The organism is Paenibacillus sp. FSL K6-1566 (genome assembly GCF_038050475.1).
Classification (GTDB): domain Bacteria; phylum Bacillota; class Bacilli; order Paenibacillales; family Paenibacillaceae; genus Paenibacillus_AQ; species Paenibacillus_AQ lactis.
Genome location: NZ_JBBOSR010000001.1, coordinates 3,717,827 through 3,733,754, shown reverse-complemented (window position 1 = coordinate 3,733,754; position 15,928 = coordinate 3,717,827). Strand labels below are relative to the sequence as shown.

At 53.1% G+C, this 15,928-nt stretch carries 10 protein-coding genes; 8 read left to right on the top strand and 2 right to left on the bottom strand.

From position 1 onward, the window contains the following. Positions 1–4: 4 nt before the first annotated feature. The gene (locus tag NST08_RS16345; protein ID WP_341341991.1) at positions 5–1,543 is read right to left on the bottom strand and encodes a sulfatase family protein; all 1,539 of its coding nucleotides are present in this window, start codon (positions 1,541–1,543) and stop codon (positions 5–7) included. A gap of 126 nt (positions 1,544–1,669) precedes the next feature. On the opposite strand from NST08_RS16345, the gene NST08_RS16340 reads away from it, so the two are divergent. From NST08_RS16340 to NST08_RS16305, 8 genes are all read left to right on the top strand, one after another. Beyond that, positions 1,670–2,530: an AraC family transcriptional regulator gene (locus NST08_RS16340; protein WP_341341990.1), complete on the top strand. Its 861-nt coding sequence runs from the start codon at positions 1,670–1,672 to the stop codon at positions 2,528–2,530. Between the two features lie 75 nt (positions 2,531–2,605). Next, complete coding sequence (locus NST08_RS16335) at positions 2,606–4,378, top strand: sensor histidine kinase (protein ID WP_341341989.1); 1,773 nt, start codon at positions 2,606–2,608, stop codon at positions 4,376–4,378. Positions 4,379–4,401: 23 nt separating this feature from the next. Beyond that, entirely contained in the window at positions 4,402–5,997 is a 1,596-nt protein-coding gene (locus NST08_RS16330; protein WP_007131359.1) for a response regulator transcription factor, read from the top strand. A 118-nt stretch (positions 5,998–6,115) separates the two neighbouring features. Then, positions 6,116–7,690, top strand: coding sequence for an extracellular solute-binding protein (locus NST08_RS16325; protein WP_007131360.1), 1,575 nt, complete (start codon positions 6,116–6,118; stop codon positions 7,688–7,690). 32 nt (positions 7,691–7,722) lie between these two features. Next, positions 7,723–8,682: an ABC transporter permease gene (locus NST08_RS16320; RefSeq protein ID WP_007131361.1), complete on the top strand. Its 960-nt coding sequence runs from the start codon at positions 7,723–7,725 to the stop codon at positions 8,680–8,682. Between the two features lie 14 nt (positions 8,683–8,696). Continuing rightward, positions 8,697–9,602, top strand: coding sequence for a carbohydrate ABC transporter permease (locus tag NST08_RS16315; RefSeq protein ID WP_251534927.1), 906 nt, complete (start codon positions 8,697–8,699; stop codon positions 9,600–9,602). Positions 9,603–9,621: 19 nt separating this feature from the next. Continuing rightward, entirely contained in the window at positions 9,622–11,646 is a 2,025-nt protein-coding gene (locus NST08_RS16310) for an alpha-L-arabinofuranosidase C-terminal domain-containing protein (protein ID WP_007131363.1), read from the top strand. A gap of 71 nt (positions 11,647–11,717) precedes the next feature. Then, positions 11,718–13,481, top strand: coding sequence for a glycoside hydrolase family 2 protein (locus NST08_RS16305; RefSeq protein ID WP_007131364.1), 1,764 nt, complete (start codon positions 11,718–11,720; stop codon positions 13,479–13,481). A 384-nt stretch (positions 13,482–13,865) separates the two neighbouring features. Here NST08_RS16305 and NST08_RS16300 read toward each other — a convergent pair whose 3' ends face one another. Then, positions 13,866–15,911 (bottom strand): RICIN domain-containing protein, encoded by a 2,046-nt coding sequence (locus tag NST08_RS16300; RefSeq protein WP_007131365.1) that lies wholly within the window; start codon positions 15,909–15,911, stop codon positions 13,866–13,868. Positions 15,912–15,928 lie beyond the last annotated feature (17 nt).

Here is a 15,928-nt window from a genome sequence, read left to right as displayed (position 1 = left end):
CCGTTCAGGCGTGATGAATTCTCGGCATCGGCATCGGTTCTTTCCCGAGCTCTGCCCACACATATTTGAGAAGAAGTTCCGACTTTAACCCTTCGTACCCTGGTTCGCTCCATAAGTTGCGAAGCTCCCCCGGATCCTCCTTCAGATCGAAAATTTCCCCATACGTTTGATTGTAATAGACCGTGATTTTATAGCGATCATCCACGTACGTTTTTTGATGAATCGTCGTCGGCTCGTGCCGGAATTCGCAGATTGCATGGTCCCTTACGCTTTCCCGGGAGCCGAGCCAGACGTCCTTCTGGTTGACGCCGGCCATGGCTGGCGGTATCGGCAATCCGCAGAATGAGAGGAAGGTGGGCGCCAGATCAACCAGGGATTGGATGGCACTCGACTTTCTTCCTGCGGGAACCCGGCCGGGATACCGCACGATAAACGGAAGCTTGATCAAATCCTCATAATGAAATCCTCCCTTGGCCTGCAGGCCATGTTGGCCGAAGAAATGACCGTGATCCGTCGTAAATACGACCAGGGTATTCTCGGCTAGACCCAGTTCGTCCAGCTTATCCAGAATGCTGCCGATATATTTGTCCATCAGGCTGATCATGCCGTAATAAACGGCGACCAGCTTCTTCTTGTCATTTTCCGTCAGCCGTTCTTTGCCCCCGTATTCATAATAATGATGCGAACGATAACCGTGGATGCCGAATCCCGTCTCCATCCATTCGGAGAAGTCGGGATTTTCCTCCTGGGTCATGCCGAAATGCGGTGGATTGCGATCATGCTCACCAGGCACAAGCGCGGGGATCGTAAGCTTCTCCGGATCGTACATCGTATCCCATGGCTCCGGAGCCAAATATTCCGGGTGCGGATCGAAGAAACTCGCCCATAGGAAGAACGGGACTCCGGTTTTGTTGTGCTCCTCGAGACGGGCGTTCGTACGCTCGGCAATCCACGCGTTGTAGTGGTATCGTTCCGGAATCGGCCACTTGTACGTTTGCTTGGGATTCATTGTGCCGGTAGGAGGAAGGAAGTACTGGCGCCAGTTAGTACATCCATTCTCTTCCAGCCACAGTGCATAATGCTGTCCGACATGTGCCTCGTTCGTATGGTTGCGTGCTAGCTCGACGTGGTCGAAGCCATAGAACGGTCCATGGAACTTCCGCCAATATTCCAAGTCCTGCAAGACCGGGTATGCTTCTTTCGATTCGTACTCCGGCGTCGATTTCAAGGGCTGAAAATGCGCTTTGCCGATCAACGTGGTTTTGTATCCTGCCGCACTGAAATCTTCCCCGACCGTATGGCGGTCCTCCAGCAATTTCGTTCCCAATGTCCATGCGCCGTGTTGGCTTGGGTACATGCCAGTAATGATGGAGGCTCGACTGGGCGTACAAGTAGGATTCGGACAATAGGCCCGCTCGAACATCGTCCCTTCCCGTACCAGCCGATCCAAATTCGGAGTCGAAATTTCCGGTTGAAAGGCACCGATCGTGTTCCAATGCTGTTGATCACTTGTGATTAGTAAAATGTTAGGTTGACTAGACAAAATTTATCCCCTCCCATTATGATAATATTGAATTATCAATGGTTTAGGAATATCGTTATGTTGTCTACATATTGTCATTTTGTTATCTAGATGATTTCATCAACACTTTCAGGAGGGTGGCAATCGATGATGCAGGAATATGATCACGAGTTTGCCGAGTTTATTTATTACACGCCCGGCTACCTCGATAAGGAGGCGCAGTTATGGCCAGTCCGGGGCGGCCGAAGCATTGCTAAGGCTAATTACAAGGTCGGGCCGAAGCGGATTGAATGTTACAGCCTTCATTTGGTTCTTGAAGGAAGGGTATGCCTTGAATTCGGCGACAAAAGGGTGGAGCTCAGCAAGAACGATCTGTTTTGCCTGTACCCGGGCAGGACCTATGATTATTACGCGCTTGCATCCGATGCGCCTCTGCAAATGAATTGGCTTGCCGTGGACGGCACCCGGGTCAAAGGGCTGCTGGGGCTTGCCGGGATCACGCCGGATCGACCATACGGGAAACAAATGCTTACTTCACCGGTCAAGGAAGCGGCAGCAAAAACGCTTGATAAGATGGCCGGCACCGAGCGCTGGCATCCGGCCGTCTCTTTGGCGCTTCAAGGGATGGTATGCGAGCTGATGGCGCTGCTTATACCCGATACAGAACCCGTCCACTCAAGCGAGCCCTCGCGGTGGATCCGGGCGTGCATGGATTTTATGGATCTTCACGCAACCGAAGGGATAACGGTGCAGCAGGTAGCAGCTTTCGCAGGGGTACACCGCTCGTATTTCTCCAACGTGTTTGCCGCTCAAGTCGGGGTATCCCCGCAGAAATATCTTCAAAACATCCGTATGGAAAAAGCGAAGCGCCTGCTTACCGAGACAGATGCTTCCGTCACTGAAATCGCATTGTCCCTCGGCTATCCGAACCTGTACACGTTCACACGAGCTTTTAAAATTTATTACAATATGCCTCCGCTGGCCATGCGAACCGGTGCGAAAGGTTAGCCGGAGCTTGTTATTATTGCAAACGCTTACGACCCATCTTGTTTTTATCATTCCAGCCGAAAAGGAGAGCGGACAATGACGCTGGCCACGCTGCAAAAGTGGATTTCACCCAAATTAAGCATTCAGGGAAAAATGTTTGTTGCGCTCGGTTTTCTTACGCTCCTCTCGATCGTCTCCGTTACCAGCATCGTTTATGTGAATATGCGGGATACGATCAAGCGTACCGCCATCACCTCGGTTTCGGACAGCATCCGGCAGGCGGACGAATCCCTTAACGTTATGCTCCAAGAGATCGATCGGCTGAACACGGTTGCGGTTACCAACAAAAATACGGTGATCGATACGGTCCTGAGCCCAAGCGAAGAAATCAGCTATGAATGGTTTCAAGAGCAGAAGAGGATCACCGAATATCTGTCGGGATTGATCGATTACAAGCCGTATATTTCCCGAATTGCCGTCATCGGCTTGAACGGAAAGGTATTCTTCTCGGGAGGGCCTTGGATCGACCGTACGTTCCTGGAAACAAGCACGATGGATTTCATGCTGCGGAATGGGGAGCGCCACGCATATTTCAAGCATTCGGGCACAACGGAGGCAATCTCTGTTGGCCGCGTCCTCCGCTACGATCGGGAAACGATCGGCGTGGTCATGGTGGACCTGCATTATGATTTCATTCGTAAAACATACGGAGTCAAGCCGACCGCCGATAGCATGCTGTATGTGCTCGACGGGCAGAAGCAGCTTGTTTACAAGTCCGATTCGGCTCCGGCAAGCGTAACCCCCGGTATGGAAAAAGCGATTTATGATGCAGCTGAGCTGTCCAGTATCGAAGAAACCGCGGAACAAGTCATTGACGGAAAGCCTTATATCGTCGTCAGCCGGAAATCGGAGTATACGGGGTGGACGACCCGGGCGTTGATTCCGCTCGATTCGCTGCTGAGCGAATCCATAAGAATACGCAATCTCATGGTAGAGGTGTCGGTCGTGGTTTTCATCGCCGTGCTGTTCGGATCGCTTCAGATGTCGTCCCGCACCACTCTGCACATCCGTCGTTTGAAAACGATGATGATGCGGGTCAAGGACGGGAATCTCGACTTTCCGAGAACGGAGATCGAGTCGAAGGACGAAATCGGCGATTTATATCACGTGTTTATCGGTATGGTGGATGAATTGAAACGCTTGATGGAAGGAATCCGGACGAGCGAGCAAGCCAAACGGGAGGCGGAGCTCACCGCACTCCAGGCACAAATCCGCCCGCATTTTCTCTACAATTCTCTGAATACGATCAAATATTTGGCCAAGCTGAACGGGGTGCCCAACATCGAAGAGGTGTCGGGAGCACTGATTGAACTGATGCGCGGCGTGCTTGGTAATTCAGGAGAGCTTCTTACATTAAGAGAGGAATTGGATTACGTCAACAGTTATGTCGCAATCGTCAAATACAAGTTTATTGAACCGATTCCGGTGCAGATTCAGGTAGAAAATGAAGATCTGCTGGAATGCCGCGTACCCAAGCTGACATTACAGCCCATTGTCGAAAATGCGCTGATGCATGGCTTCGGTCCATCAGGCCACGGGGGATTCGTGCTGATCCGAGTCTTCGGCGAGGATGGAGACCTGAAGATCGAAGTGATCGATAATGGCAAAGGCATGAGCAATGAAAGCATGGTGCGGCTGGAGGAGAGCAGCGAAGGGACTTACTCGCGCTTCAGCGGCATGGGGGTGCGTAATGTGCATGAGCGGATCCATAGGCTGTTCGGCAAGCCCTATGGGATCAAGCTCTATAGTGAAGAGGGATTGTACACGAAAGTCGAGCTCAGCTTCCCCGGAATGGGGAGCGGTAAATAGATTGATATAAAGGGGAATAAGCGATGTATCAAGTGCTGTTGGTTGACGATGAACCTTTGGTGCACCACCATCTTAGAACGATATCGGATTGGGGCATTCACGGTTTCGAGCTGTGCGGCGAGGCCTATGAGGGAGAAACGGCGCTCCGTATGATTGAATGGAATCGGCCGCATATCGTCATTTTGGATGTAAGTATGCCGGGCATAAACGGTGTGGAACTCAACCGGACGATCCGGGAACGGTATCCCTTCGCCAAAACCATTATGCTGAGCAGCTACGACGACTACGACTATGTTCGCGAATGCTTAAAGAACGGGGCAGTCGATTATTTACTCAAGCATCGTTTGGACGCAGCTCAGCTCATGGGCGTTCTGAAGAAAGCCGTACAGGAGATGGAAGAGCGTGAAGCGGAACATCGTCTGTTACCCGCCGGTCCTTCGGATATGCGTGAGCTCATCGTTCAAGCGCTGCGGGGAAAGACCGAGTCGGCGATCGAATTGGAGACCTATTCCAGACAGAACGGCTTGTATGCGGGGGCAGTATGTTTTGCAGCTGCGGCAATGCAAATTTCTTCCTTCCTGCTGCTCACAGAGTCGCGAAGCGATGTGGAGACGAACCGGCTGATGAAGCAGGCGGTAGATCTGATGCAGCAAAGCCTGGGCGGCGACATGTCGCAGCGGACGGCAGCTTATGTGGAGAACGGACGCATCGCCGTCGTGTTCGCATTCCAGGAGCGCAGCGAGCAGGCTGCCGCAAGTGAAGCCGAAAGATTGATGAGCCATCTCCGTCACTCGCTGGAGCTGTTTATGAATTTGAAATGCACGTATGCCGTCGGACACATATGCTCCAGCCTCTCCCGGCTCGAAGCCAGCTACCGGACGGCTGAGCGGGCCTTGGATGCTGCTCCGGCCCTGCAGCCGGCGGGGCTGCACAGCGAACGTGTATCCTTGACCATCGAGGAGCAGAAGCAGCTTCTTCTCACCGTGGAAAATTTGGACGGAGAAGGCGTAAAGGAAGTGATTGCTTCCGTGTTTGACGGACTTCGCAAGCAGCCGATCCATTCGCCGTCGGTCCAGCTGATCGTACGCGAGCTGTTGTCCGCCTCAGAGAAGGCGATTCGAAAATGGCTTCCCTTAGCTGATGAAGGCGAAGAGAACGGCGTCCTTCCACCGCGCGACGATGTGGGACAAATCGGGAGCGTGGATGAATTGGAGCAATGGCTTCTTTCTTATTATGCCGAGCTGTTGAACCGTTTGAAGCTTCAGCGTGCCGCCGGCCATCATTCGCGGCATGTTTCCCAGGCTATTTTGTTGATCCTGGAGAAGTATCATAGCTACATTACGCTCGAGCTTGCGGCAGGGGCGATCGGATTGAATCCATCATATCTGAGCCGGATTTTCAAAGAGGAGACAGGCATGACATTTTCGGAATACTTGAACCGGGTGCGAATCGATGCAAGCCGTAAGCTGCTGGAAAGCCGGCGCTATTCGGTTAAGCAAGTCAGCGTCCAGGTCGGCTTCAGCACCTACAATTATTTCTTTAAAGTATTCAAGGAAAGGACAGGCATGACGCCCCAAGCCTATGTGCAAAGGGTCAGGCCAGGCAACTCCGTAAAATAAGTGGAGTATGAGGTCATATTTGTGGAATTTGCCCTCTGATGGGATCGACTATAATAAATCCACATCAACGCAAACGCTTACAAGTAGTGATATTCATCGAGAAAGAGGAGGTCATTGTATGAAGCGAAAACAATGGGGCAGGTCTGCAATCAGCTTGATGATTATATCAGGCCTGATCCTTGGGGGCTGCAGCTCCGGGACCGGCGGGAAGAAGGATACCGCCCCAGAGGGAGCAGCGTCAAACGCGGTGAGCAAGGAAGGATTCCCGATCGTGCAGGAACCGATCAAGCTGAAGATGTTCACCCGGATCGCACCCGTGAACGGGCCGTTCAAAGACATGCCGGTATTTCAGGATTACGAGAAAATGAGCAATGTTCAGGTTGAGTTTATCGAAGCACCGACCGATGGCTTCCAGGAAAAGAAGAACCTGCTGTTCGCCTCGAATGAGCTTCCGGATGTGTTATACCGCTCCGGTCTTACACCGCTCGAAGCGGTTCGTTACGGGGCAGGCGGCCAGCTGATTCCGCTGGAAGACTTGATCCGGGATTACGCCCCCAACCTCACCAGGCTGATGGAGGAATATCCAGAAATCCGCGCGGCAATTACGACGCCGGAAGGTCATATTTATGCGATTCCGGGAATTGTGACGCTCGGATCGGCACGGACGGACAAGAAATGGATCAACCGGGCTTGGCTGGAGAAGCTGAAGCTGCAGGTGCCCGAGACGACGGATGAGCTGTACGACGTCTTGGTCGCTTTCCGCGATCAGGATCCGAACGGAAACGGCCAGAAGGACGAGATTCCGATGACCGCCCGTGTAGGACTACATATCGTGACGATGATGAGCGGCTCATTCGGTCTGGATCAGCAGTTTGGCTACAACATTAACATCGTCGACGACAAGGTTGAAATTTGGATGGGCAGCGAACGCAACAAAGAAATGCTGATGTACTTGAACAAGCTGTACAAAGAGAAGCTGCTTGATCCCGAGGTGTTCTCTCATACGGAAGCGCAGTATTTGGCGAAGCAAGGGTCAGGCAAAACGGGAGTATTCTTCGACCAAACGAATAACAACTTCCTGCCGATCGCGGATCAATACGAAGGGATGGCGCCTCCGGCTGGACCGCACGGAGACCGGATGCAAAGCCAGGCGTCGCCGGTGCCGAGAGATCCGGGAGCTTATGCCATCACGTCCGAGAATAAGCATCCCGAAGCATCGATTCGCTGGATCGATTATTTCTACAGCGATGAAGGCTCCACGCTCCTGCGGTTCGGTAGAGAAGGCGAGCACTACGAGCTGAAAGACGGCATCCCGTACTACAAGGAAGAATACTCGACTTCCGAAACGCAGCCGAAAATTACCCCGTATGCCGGCGGCGGAGCGCCTCATCTGATCAGCGAGCAGGTCTCCTCCTATATTAATCCGCCGCAGGTGCAGGATGCGCAGAAGAAGCTGGATCCGTTCATGCCGGAGATACGTTACGCGGCACCGATGTTTGATGAGAAAACCGCGCAAGAGGTCAATATCCTACGCAACGACATTGACAAGTATTACGAGGAGCAGAGCACGAAATTCATTGCCGGCGCCCTCAGCTTCGATAAATGGGAAGAATTCCAGTCGACCTTAAAGAAGATGAAGATGGATCAGCTGCAGCAGTTGTATCAGGATGCTTACGACAAGATGAAAAAATAAGGCTGATTGCCGCTGGTTAAGGAGTAGATATTATGAACAACATGGAGGCCCCTCCGGGGGCCAACCTGCCCCCCAGCCGTCCGAATCGCGGCAGCCGCCTCTTGGTTCAGATGGCCAAACGATATGACCTGTATCTGATGCTGCTGCTGCCGATTGCTTGGTATCTGATTTTCCACTATGGTCCCTTGTACGGACTTCAAATCGCTTTTAAAAATTTCAACCCGGCCAAAGGGATATTCGGCAGCGAATGGGTCGGCTTCGAGCATTTTACGCGATTTTTCGATTCGTATTATTTCTGGAGACTGCTGCGCAATACGCTAACCATCAATTTGATCTCACTGCTGCTCGCGTTCCCTATTCCGATCATGCTGGCACTGCTCGTGAATGAGATTCGCAGCAAAGCCTACAGTAAATGGCTGCAAAACATCACCTATATTCCGCACTTTATTTCCGTGGTTGTCATCGTGGGCATCTTGACGGTGATGCTGTCGGTTAACGGTCCTTTAAACATGCTGATCCAGACATTTGGCGGAGATCCGGTTCGGTTCATGGAATCGGCCAGCTGGTTTAAGACGATCTTCATCGGCTCGAACATTTGGCAGAACATGGGGTGGCAGTCGATTATCTACATCGCGGCGCTCAGCGGAATCAATCCGCAGCTGTACGAAGCGGCCAAGATCGATGGAGCCTCCAGGATGCGGCGCATTTGGCATGTCTCTCTGCCGGGAATCGTGCCCGTCATCGTCATTTTGCTGATTCTCGATGTCGGACAATTCATGAATATCGGGTTCGAGAAAATATTGCTGATGCAAAACAACCTGAATCTAGAGGCAAGCGACGTGATTTCCACGTTCGTGTACACGACCGGGATTCTTAAGGGCGAATACAGCTACACCGCGGCGATCGGGCTGTTTAACTCGGTGATTAACCTTACGCTGCTGCTTCTAGTGAACCGCTTCGCGAGGAAAACGTCGGAGACGAGTCTATGGTAAAGGAGGAGGGCTCCATGTCCCAACGAACCCCGGTTAATAAAACGCGCCATACCGCGAAGGATGAACGTTGCTTTGACATCGTGATCTATTCGGTCGCCGCGGTGATCATGCTGATCGTGCTGTATCCGCTGCTGTTTGTGGTCAGCGCCTCATTCAGCGATCCGGCAAAGGTGCTGGGCGGAGAGGTGTGGCTGCTGCCGAAGGGCGTGACGCTGGATGCTTACATTAATATTCTGCAAAACGATAAAATCTGGACCGGATACGGCAATTCAATTCTGTATACGGCAGTCGGAACGACGATCAATATCTTGATGACGCTGCTCGCGGCTTATCCGCTATCAAGGCCGGATCTGCCTTTGCGCAAAGGGCTGATGCTGATCGTCACGCTCACGATGTTCTTCAGCGGAGGATTGATTCCGACCTATCTGCTCGTCAAAGACCTCGGGATGGTCGACACAATGTGGGCGCTGATCATCCCTGGGGCGGTCTCTACGTACAACCTGATCGTCATGCGAACGTATTTCCAATCCAGCATTCCTTGGGAGCTTCAAGAGGCTGCCCATATTGATGGCTGCTCCAATTGGAGGCTGCTCATCAGCATCATTCTGCCGCTGTCGAAGCCGATCTTGGCGGTCATAGTGCTGTTCTATGCGGTGGGCCACTGGAATTCCTTCTTTAATGCGCTTATCTATATCCGCCGCGAAGAAATGTATCCGCTGCAGCTGGTGCTGCGCGAAATATTGCTGATCAGCCAATCGGATGCCGTGGACGGCAGCGTAGGTCTGGAAGATAAAGTGCTTCTGGCTGAAAGTATCAAGTACGCGGTCATTATTGTGTCCAGCCTGCCGGTGCTCATCATGTATCCGTTTGTGCAGCGACATTTTGTCAAAGGAGTCATGATCGGCTCTATCAAAGGTTAAACGACTAGGAGGGATTCATTTGAAACGCAAAGCGAAGATAACAATTGACGTTGGGCGGCCCGGCGGGCATACGATAAACCCTTATCTGTTCGGTCATTTTGTCGAGGATATTCGCGATCACATGGAGGCGATGCTGGCCTATCCTCTGAAGGACATGGATTTTGAGAGCGAAGCCGAAGGCAAGACAGCCGTATCCGGAAGCTGGAGGCCATTTACGAATGGACGGAACACTTCGTATGCGCTGGAAGCACCGGCTCCGAAGCATTCGGGACGGGCGCAGCGAATCCGCGTCCAGAGCGATGATGAGGCATTTGCCGGAATTGCGCAAGAAGCTGCACTCAAAGGCCCGATGGCGTACAGCGTCCGGGTGGTGGCACGGGCGTCCATCGAGCTGCAATACTTGATCGTCGAGGCGGCGGACCGGCGTACGGAGGAGTTACTCGGCCGTGCAAGGATTGAGCTGGGCAGTCATAACTGGAAGGAGTACGAGGCAGCGCTGCCGGTGTCCCGCACGTGCGAGCATGCTGAAATCCGGGTATACGTACCGATGGAGCACCCGAGATGGACTGATCATGTATCCACGGGCATGCTTTGGCTCGACCACGTTTCCTTGCTGCCCGCAGACAATATCGGCGGCGTGAAGGGCGAAGTGATGGACATGACACGAGAGCTGAACGCGGGCATGATGCGGCTGGCCGGCAATTACATCAGCGCCTACCATTTTGAACATGGAGTGGGATCTGTATTGGAACGACCGGTCATGTTCAATGAAGCCTGGGGCGGCTGGACGAGCAAATATTTCGGCACGGACGAGTTTATCCGGTTCTGCAGGGAGCTTGGGGTAGAGCCGCTCATCTGCGTTAACGATGGTTCCGGAACCCCGGAGGAAGCCGCTCGTTGGGTGGAGTATTGCAACGGAAGCGCCGAAACCCCAATGGGGGCGGTGCGTGCCGCTAACGGTTACCCGGCGCCTTACAATGTCCGGTATTGGGAGATCGGCAATGAGGTTTGGGGAGGGTGGCAGGTAGGCACCTGTTCTGCGGACCGTTTTGCCGAGCGGTGTGTCTCCTTTGCCGAAGCGATGAAGGCGGCGGACCCGTCGGTCGTGATATTGGCCTGCGGGCATAGCGACCAAGCCTGGAACCGGGCCGTGCTGGATATTGCCGGCGCACATATTGATTATCTGACGCTGCATCTGTATCACGGCCTTAACCGGTTCGGGATGAACCGGGATACGCCTGCAGAAGAACGCTACAAAGCGATTGCCGTCTTCCCGGAATGGACCCGGGATGACATTCGCCGCACAGTAGAACAGATTCAGGCTACCGAGAATCATCGTCATATCAAGCTGGCTATCACCGAATACAATACGATGTACTATCCGAACACCGTGCGTAAAGGCTTGCCGGATGAGCATACGCTGGGGGCCGCGGTCGCCAACGCCGGCAATCTTAATGAAATGCTGCGAGCAAGCGACATGGTGCATATCGGCAGCTTCTCCGATCTTGTTAATGGATGGCTCGGTGGCTGCATCCGAGTAGGGGATTATTATGCGGACCAATACCGCGGCAAATTACCAGGTTGGAGCGGCCATCCGTTGACTGTATACGGAACTCCGACCTACGAAGTGATGAAGCTGTATGCGAACCGGGACATCCATAGGCTGCTTCCTGCCGACGTGGAGTGCGGCAGCTTCTCGGTTCGGTCAAACAAGCCGGCTCCGATCGATCTTGATGCGATGCCGGATCTTGATGTCGTCGCCTGCACGAATGAAGACGGGAGCACCATGACGGTCTTTATCGTGAACCGCAGCCTGCAGGAAGTCCAGGTTGAACTGAATCTTCCCGGATATGAATCGTCCTCAGAGATACTGCTTCACGAAATTACAGGCGACTCCGTGGAAGCGATCAACTCTGTATTTGAGCCGGAATGCATTAAATCGACGGTAAGAACTGTTCCATTCGAGGCGTTGCAAAACGGTTATCCGCTGCGTCCGGCATCGGTATACGCACTGGAGATGAATGCCGCGCCAGAAACGGGGTAGGTTGGTTTACGAAACAAGGGCGAAAAGCCCATCCGAACCATCATTGCGAACAGGAAATAGGAGGAGAGGAAATGACAACCAGAGCTTATCGGAAGGATTATCCCAGGCCTCAATTCGTCCGGGAACATTGGCTGAATCTGAACGGTCTTTGGGATTTTCGTTTTGATGACGACAATGTGGGCGAAGAAGAGGGGTGGCCTAAATCCCTAGCGGGTACGCATGCGATTACCGTCCCATTTACATACGAAACGAAGGCAAGCGGGATCGGGATCGAGGAGTTTCATCCGCATGTGTGGTATGGAAAAAAGGTGCATATCCCGAAGGAAGCGTCAGGTAAACGAGCCATCCTTCACTTTCAGGCGGTGGACTATAGCGCTAAGGTATGGATCAATGGGAACTTGGCCGGCAACCACCAAGGAGGATACGCGGCTTTTAGCTTTGACATTACCCCGTATTTGGTCTTCGGAGCGGACAACCAAATCACGGTAAAGGCAGAAGACAGCAATGATTGCACCATACCGCGCGGCAAACAGCGCTGGACCAAGGACAGCTTCGAGTGCTTCTATGTTCAGACGACGGGCATTTGGCAGACTGTATGGATGGAATTCGTGGAGCAGCAGCGGCTGGACACGGTCAAAATCACTCCGGATATCGACCGGTCAACCGTTCGCTTCGATTACCGGTTAAGCGGAATCGACGCGACCTTGGATTTACGGTTGGAGGCGATCGTGACGCTGAAAGGCAAACCGGTTAAACGAGTCTCCTTGCTTGCGGATCGACCGAATCTATCGGTGGAAGTTGATTTGGTGCACGAGGCGAACGGACCGTGGAAGAAATGCCTCTGGTCGCCGCAGCATCCGAATTTGTTCGATGTGGAATTTGTCCTGTATGCGGGAGACCGGGTGGTCGATCGGGTTTTTTCCTATTTCGGAATGAGAAAGGTTTCGATCGAGAACGGTCAAATACTGCTGAACAATGCGCCGATATATCAACGGTTGATTCTGGATCAGGGCTACTGGACGGACAGCCATTTAACGCCGCCAAGCGAGGAGGCAATCATTGCCGACATCGACCTCATGCTGGAGATGGGCTACAACGGCGTACGCAAGCATATGAAAATCGAGGATGCCCGCTTTTTATATTGGTGCGACGTCAAAGGGCTGCTGGTCTGGTCCGAAATGGCGGCTACCTTCGAGTTCAATGAACGAGCGGTCGAAGCGTTCACGAAGCAATGGCTGGAAATCGTCGATCAGCAGTACAATCACCCGTCCATCATTACCTGGGTGCCGTTCAATGAGTCTTGGGGCATTCCGTCCATTCTCCGTGACGTCCTGCAGCAGAAATTTACCGAAGGCATCTATCACCTTACCAAAGCGGTTGATCCTTTCCGTCCTGTCATCACGAACGACGGGTGGGAGCACACCGTATCCGATATCTTAACGCTGCATGATTACGTCGAAACCGGCAGCGGCTTTTTGCGGCGGTACCGAGGCAACAAGGATGCCATCGTCAACAAGGACATGACCTGCAACCACTGGAAATACGCATTTGCCGAAGGGTATGAATATCGCGGCCAGCCGATCATCATCAGCGAATTTGGCGGCATCGCCTTCGAATCGGATAAAGGGTGGGGGTATGGCCGGCAGGTAGCTACGGAAGAGGATTTCATGAAGCGGTTTGAGGGCTTGGTTCAGGCGATCAAGAGCGTGGATTATATATGCGGGTATTGCTACACGCAGCTTACCGATGTGCAGCAGGAGATCAACGGCTTGTTGACGGAGGACCGCAAACCGAAAATCCCGTTGTCCACAATTAAAGAGATCAATATGGCTTAAGTTTTTTTTGGTGGAAGTGACCGTAAAAGAACGCGTTGAAAGGCTAGATATACCGGAGGACAATTTTGATCCGAAATGATGCTGCGCAAGTCAGGTCATTGCATGCGTGTGTCATTTGACGAGTCAGCTGCCAAATCAACGAGGATCCTTGAGGCTCATGATAATAAATATTTCCTTTGCTGCTTCCTGTTGCGTCAACAATATCCTCGATGAACGCTCATAAGGGTTCATAGAAGCATGATAAGAAGGCCGGTCAGTCCGCTCTGGACTGCCTGGCCTTCTTCGTCTATTCCATATTAAGTTATCCTTACGCCTGATAAACGAACAAAGCGGAGTCGAGAATCGGATAGACGCCCCCGCTCGTGAACAGCTCCTGCAGCCCCATTATAAATTCAACTGAACCAGCTTCCATTGCTGTGCGGCATTATTCAGGTCCTGCCAGATTTGCACGTTCGTCCCGTTGGCCGTGCCGCTGCCGCTTACGTCCAATGCTTTCCCGCTGTGAACGTTAATCAGTTTATAGGAACCGCCTCCTGCGTCGACGATCCGCCACAGCTGGTTCGCGCCGCCGTGATTGTCCCATATGGTCACATTGGAGCCGTTATCCGTTCCCCATGCGTCAACTTCAAGGGCTTTGCCGCTATGGACGTTGATCAGGCTGTAATTCCCCCCGGAAGTCTCCGTGATTCGCCATTGCTGGTTCGCCCCGCCGTGATCGTCCCATATGATCACATTCGAGCCGTTCTCGGTTCTCCATCCGTCAACCTCGAGCATTTTCTCGCTGTTCGGGTTCATGAGACGATAGGTTTGACCCGAGGCTATCGTGATTTGTTCCCGGATGAACTCAACCCGATCCAGATCCGCCCATTGGGATGAGGAGGAGTTCGATACGTAGAAACCGATCGTTGCCTTGCCGTTTGTCACTTGAATGTTCGAAATCGACACTGGCGTCCATGATGTTGTGACAGGGCATCCGGTTTGAAGCATGCTGCCGCCATAATCCTTCACTTCCATTACGCAGCTGTTCTGGCCACCGCTGCTTCGCATGTGGGCACGCATCGTATAGGTGCCGTTATCAAGGCCGGTAATCGTCTGACCGATATATGCAGTCGATGGCCCGGTTGTCCCCGCAAGTCCAACGAAGTAAGAGCCTTCTGCTGCGGGAAGCCCGACACCGTCATTGACGCCGTGGATATGGATCCGGTTCGGATAATCATCGCCGTACGTGGTCCAGCCGGTTACATTCGCCGTTTCAAACCCGGGATTGTTGACGAGATTCGTTTGCGCTGGCGTCACGGAATGCCCAAAGCGCAGATAGATGCCGTTAGCCGGATATGTTGCACTGGTGACGGCTGCGACGCGAGTGGAATCAATGGTCATGAGGGCGTTCCAATTGGAAGACTTCGTATCGGACACTGGAAAAACGTTGGTTTTATGCTGCCATGTCGCGCCGTTATCGGAGCTGATCATCGTATGCATCGAGGTGTAGGGATCTCCCGTATTGGCGCTGCTCTCATCGGTCTGGAATGCCGCCATGAGGCGACCGTCAGCGAGCTTTACGACGAACGGGGCACCCGCCTTTTTACCGCTGCCGATTGGCACGTACAACGTCTGGCGGGGAACCGACCAATTGAAGCCGTCCGCTGAAATCTTGTATTTGATGACAAAAGGGTGGCCGGCTACGTCTGAGGCTTCGAACACGGTTATATACCGGCCGTCGTTCATCCGCGTGATGACCGGCATGCCGTCGCGGGAGCCAGCTGCAACTCCGTCGCTGACGGTGATGCGATTGCCCCAGCTGCTGCCGTTCCATGTCTTCATGTACAGATTTTGCAAACCGGTCGTTCCGACGGCCGTCGGGCTATCGTCCGCATAGAGCACCGCAATCGTATCGTTGATCATCTCCAAATGCGGCTCCCATAAACCTTTAAAGCCGGAGGCGGTTGAACTGCCGATCAGTCCGCCTTGCAAATCGCTCCATGTATGTCCGCCGTCAACGCTCCGCCGGACGTTTAGCTGGATCTCATAGGTCGAGCCGTTCTGCACGACGAGCCGGTAAGCCAGCCATATTTCTCCGCTCGGCAGCCTCAGCATTTGACCGTTTCCCACATTGCCGGCGGTGCTTGATACAGCTGTGATCGGAGCACTCCATGTTTTGCCGCCGTCCTGTGTCCTGGAGACCACGATTCGCGTGTTGCCTCCACCGGCGTTCGTGTCGAAGGATACAAGCCATTCGCTTGGCGACAGCTTGAGGAGCCTTGGATACCATACGCCTCCAGAAGGCGGGGTATAGATGGCGATCTGCTGCGAAGCCCATGCCATGCCGGTAGAAGCTGCATGGACCGGCGACAACGGGAGTGCCGTTAAAGCAAGCGCGAAGATCATGATGAAGGCAAGCGATTTCTTCCATAAACTTTGGATCCGACTCATAGACAAACCTCCCAATC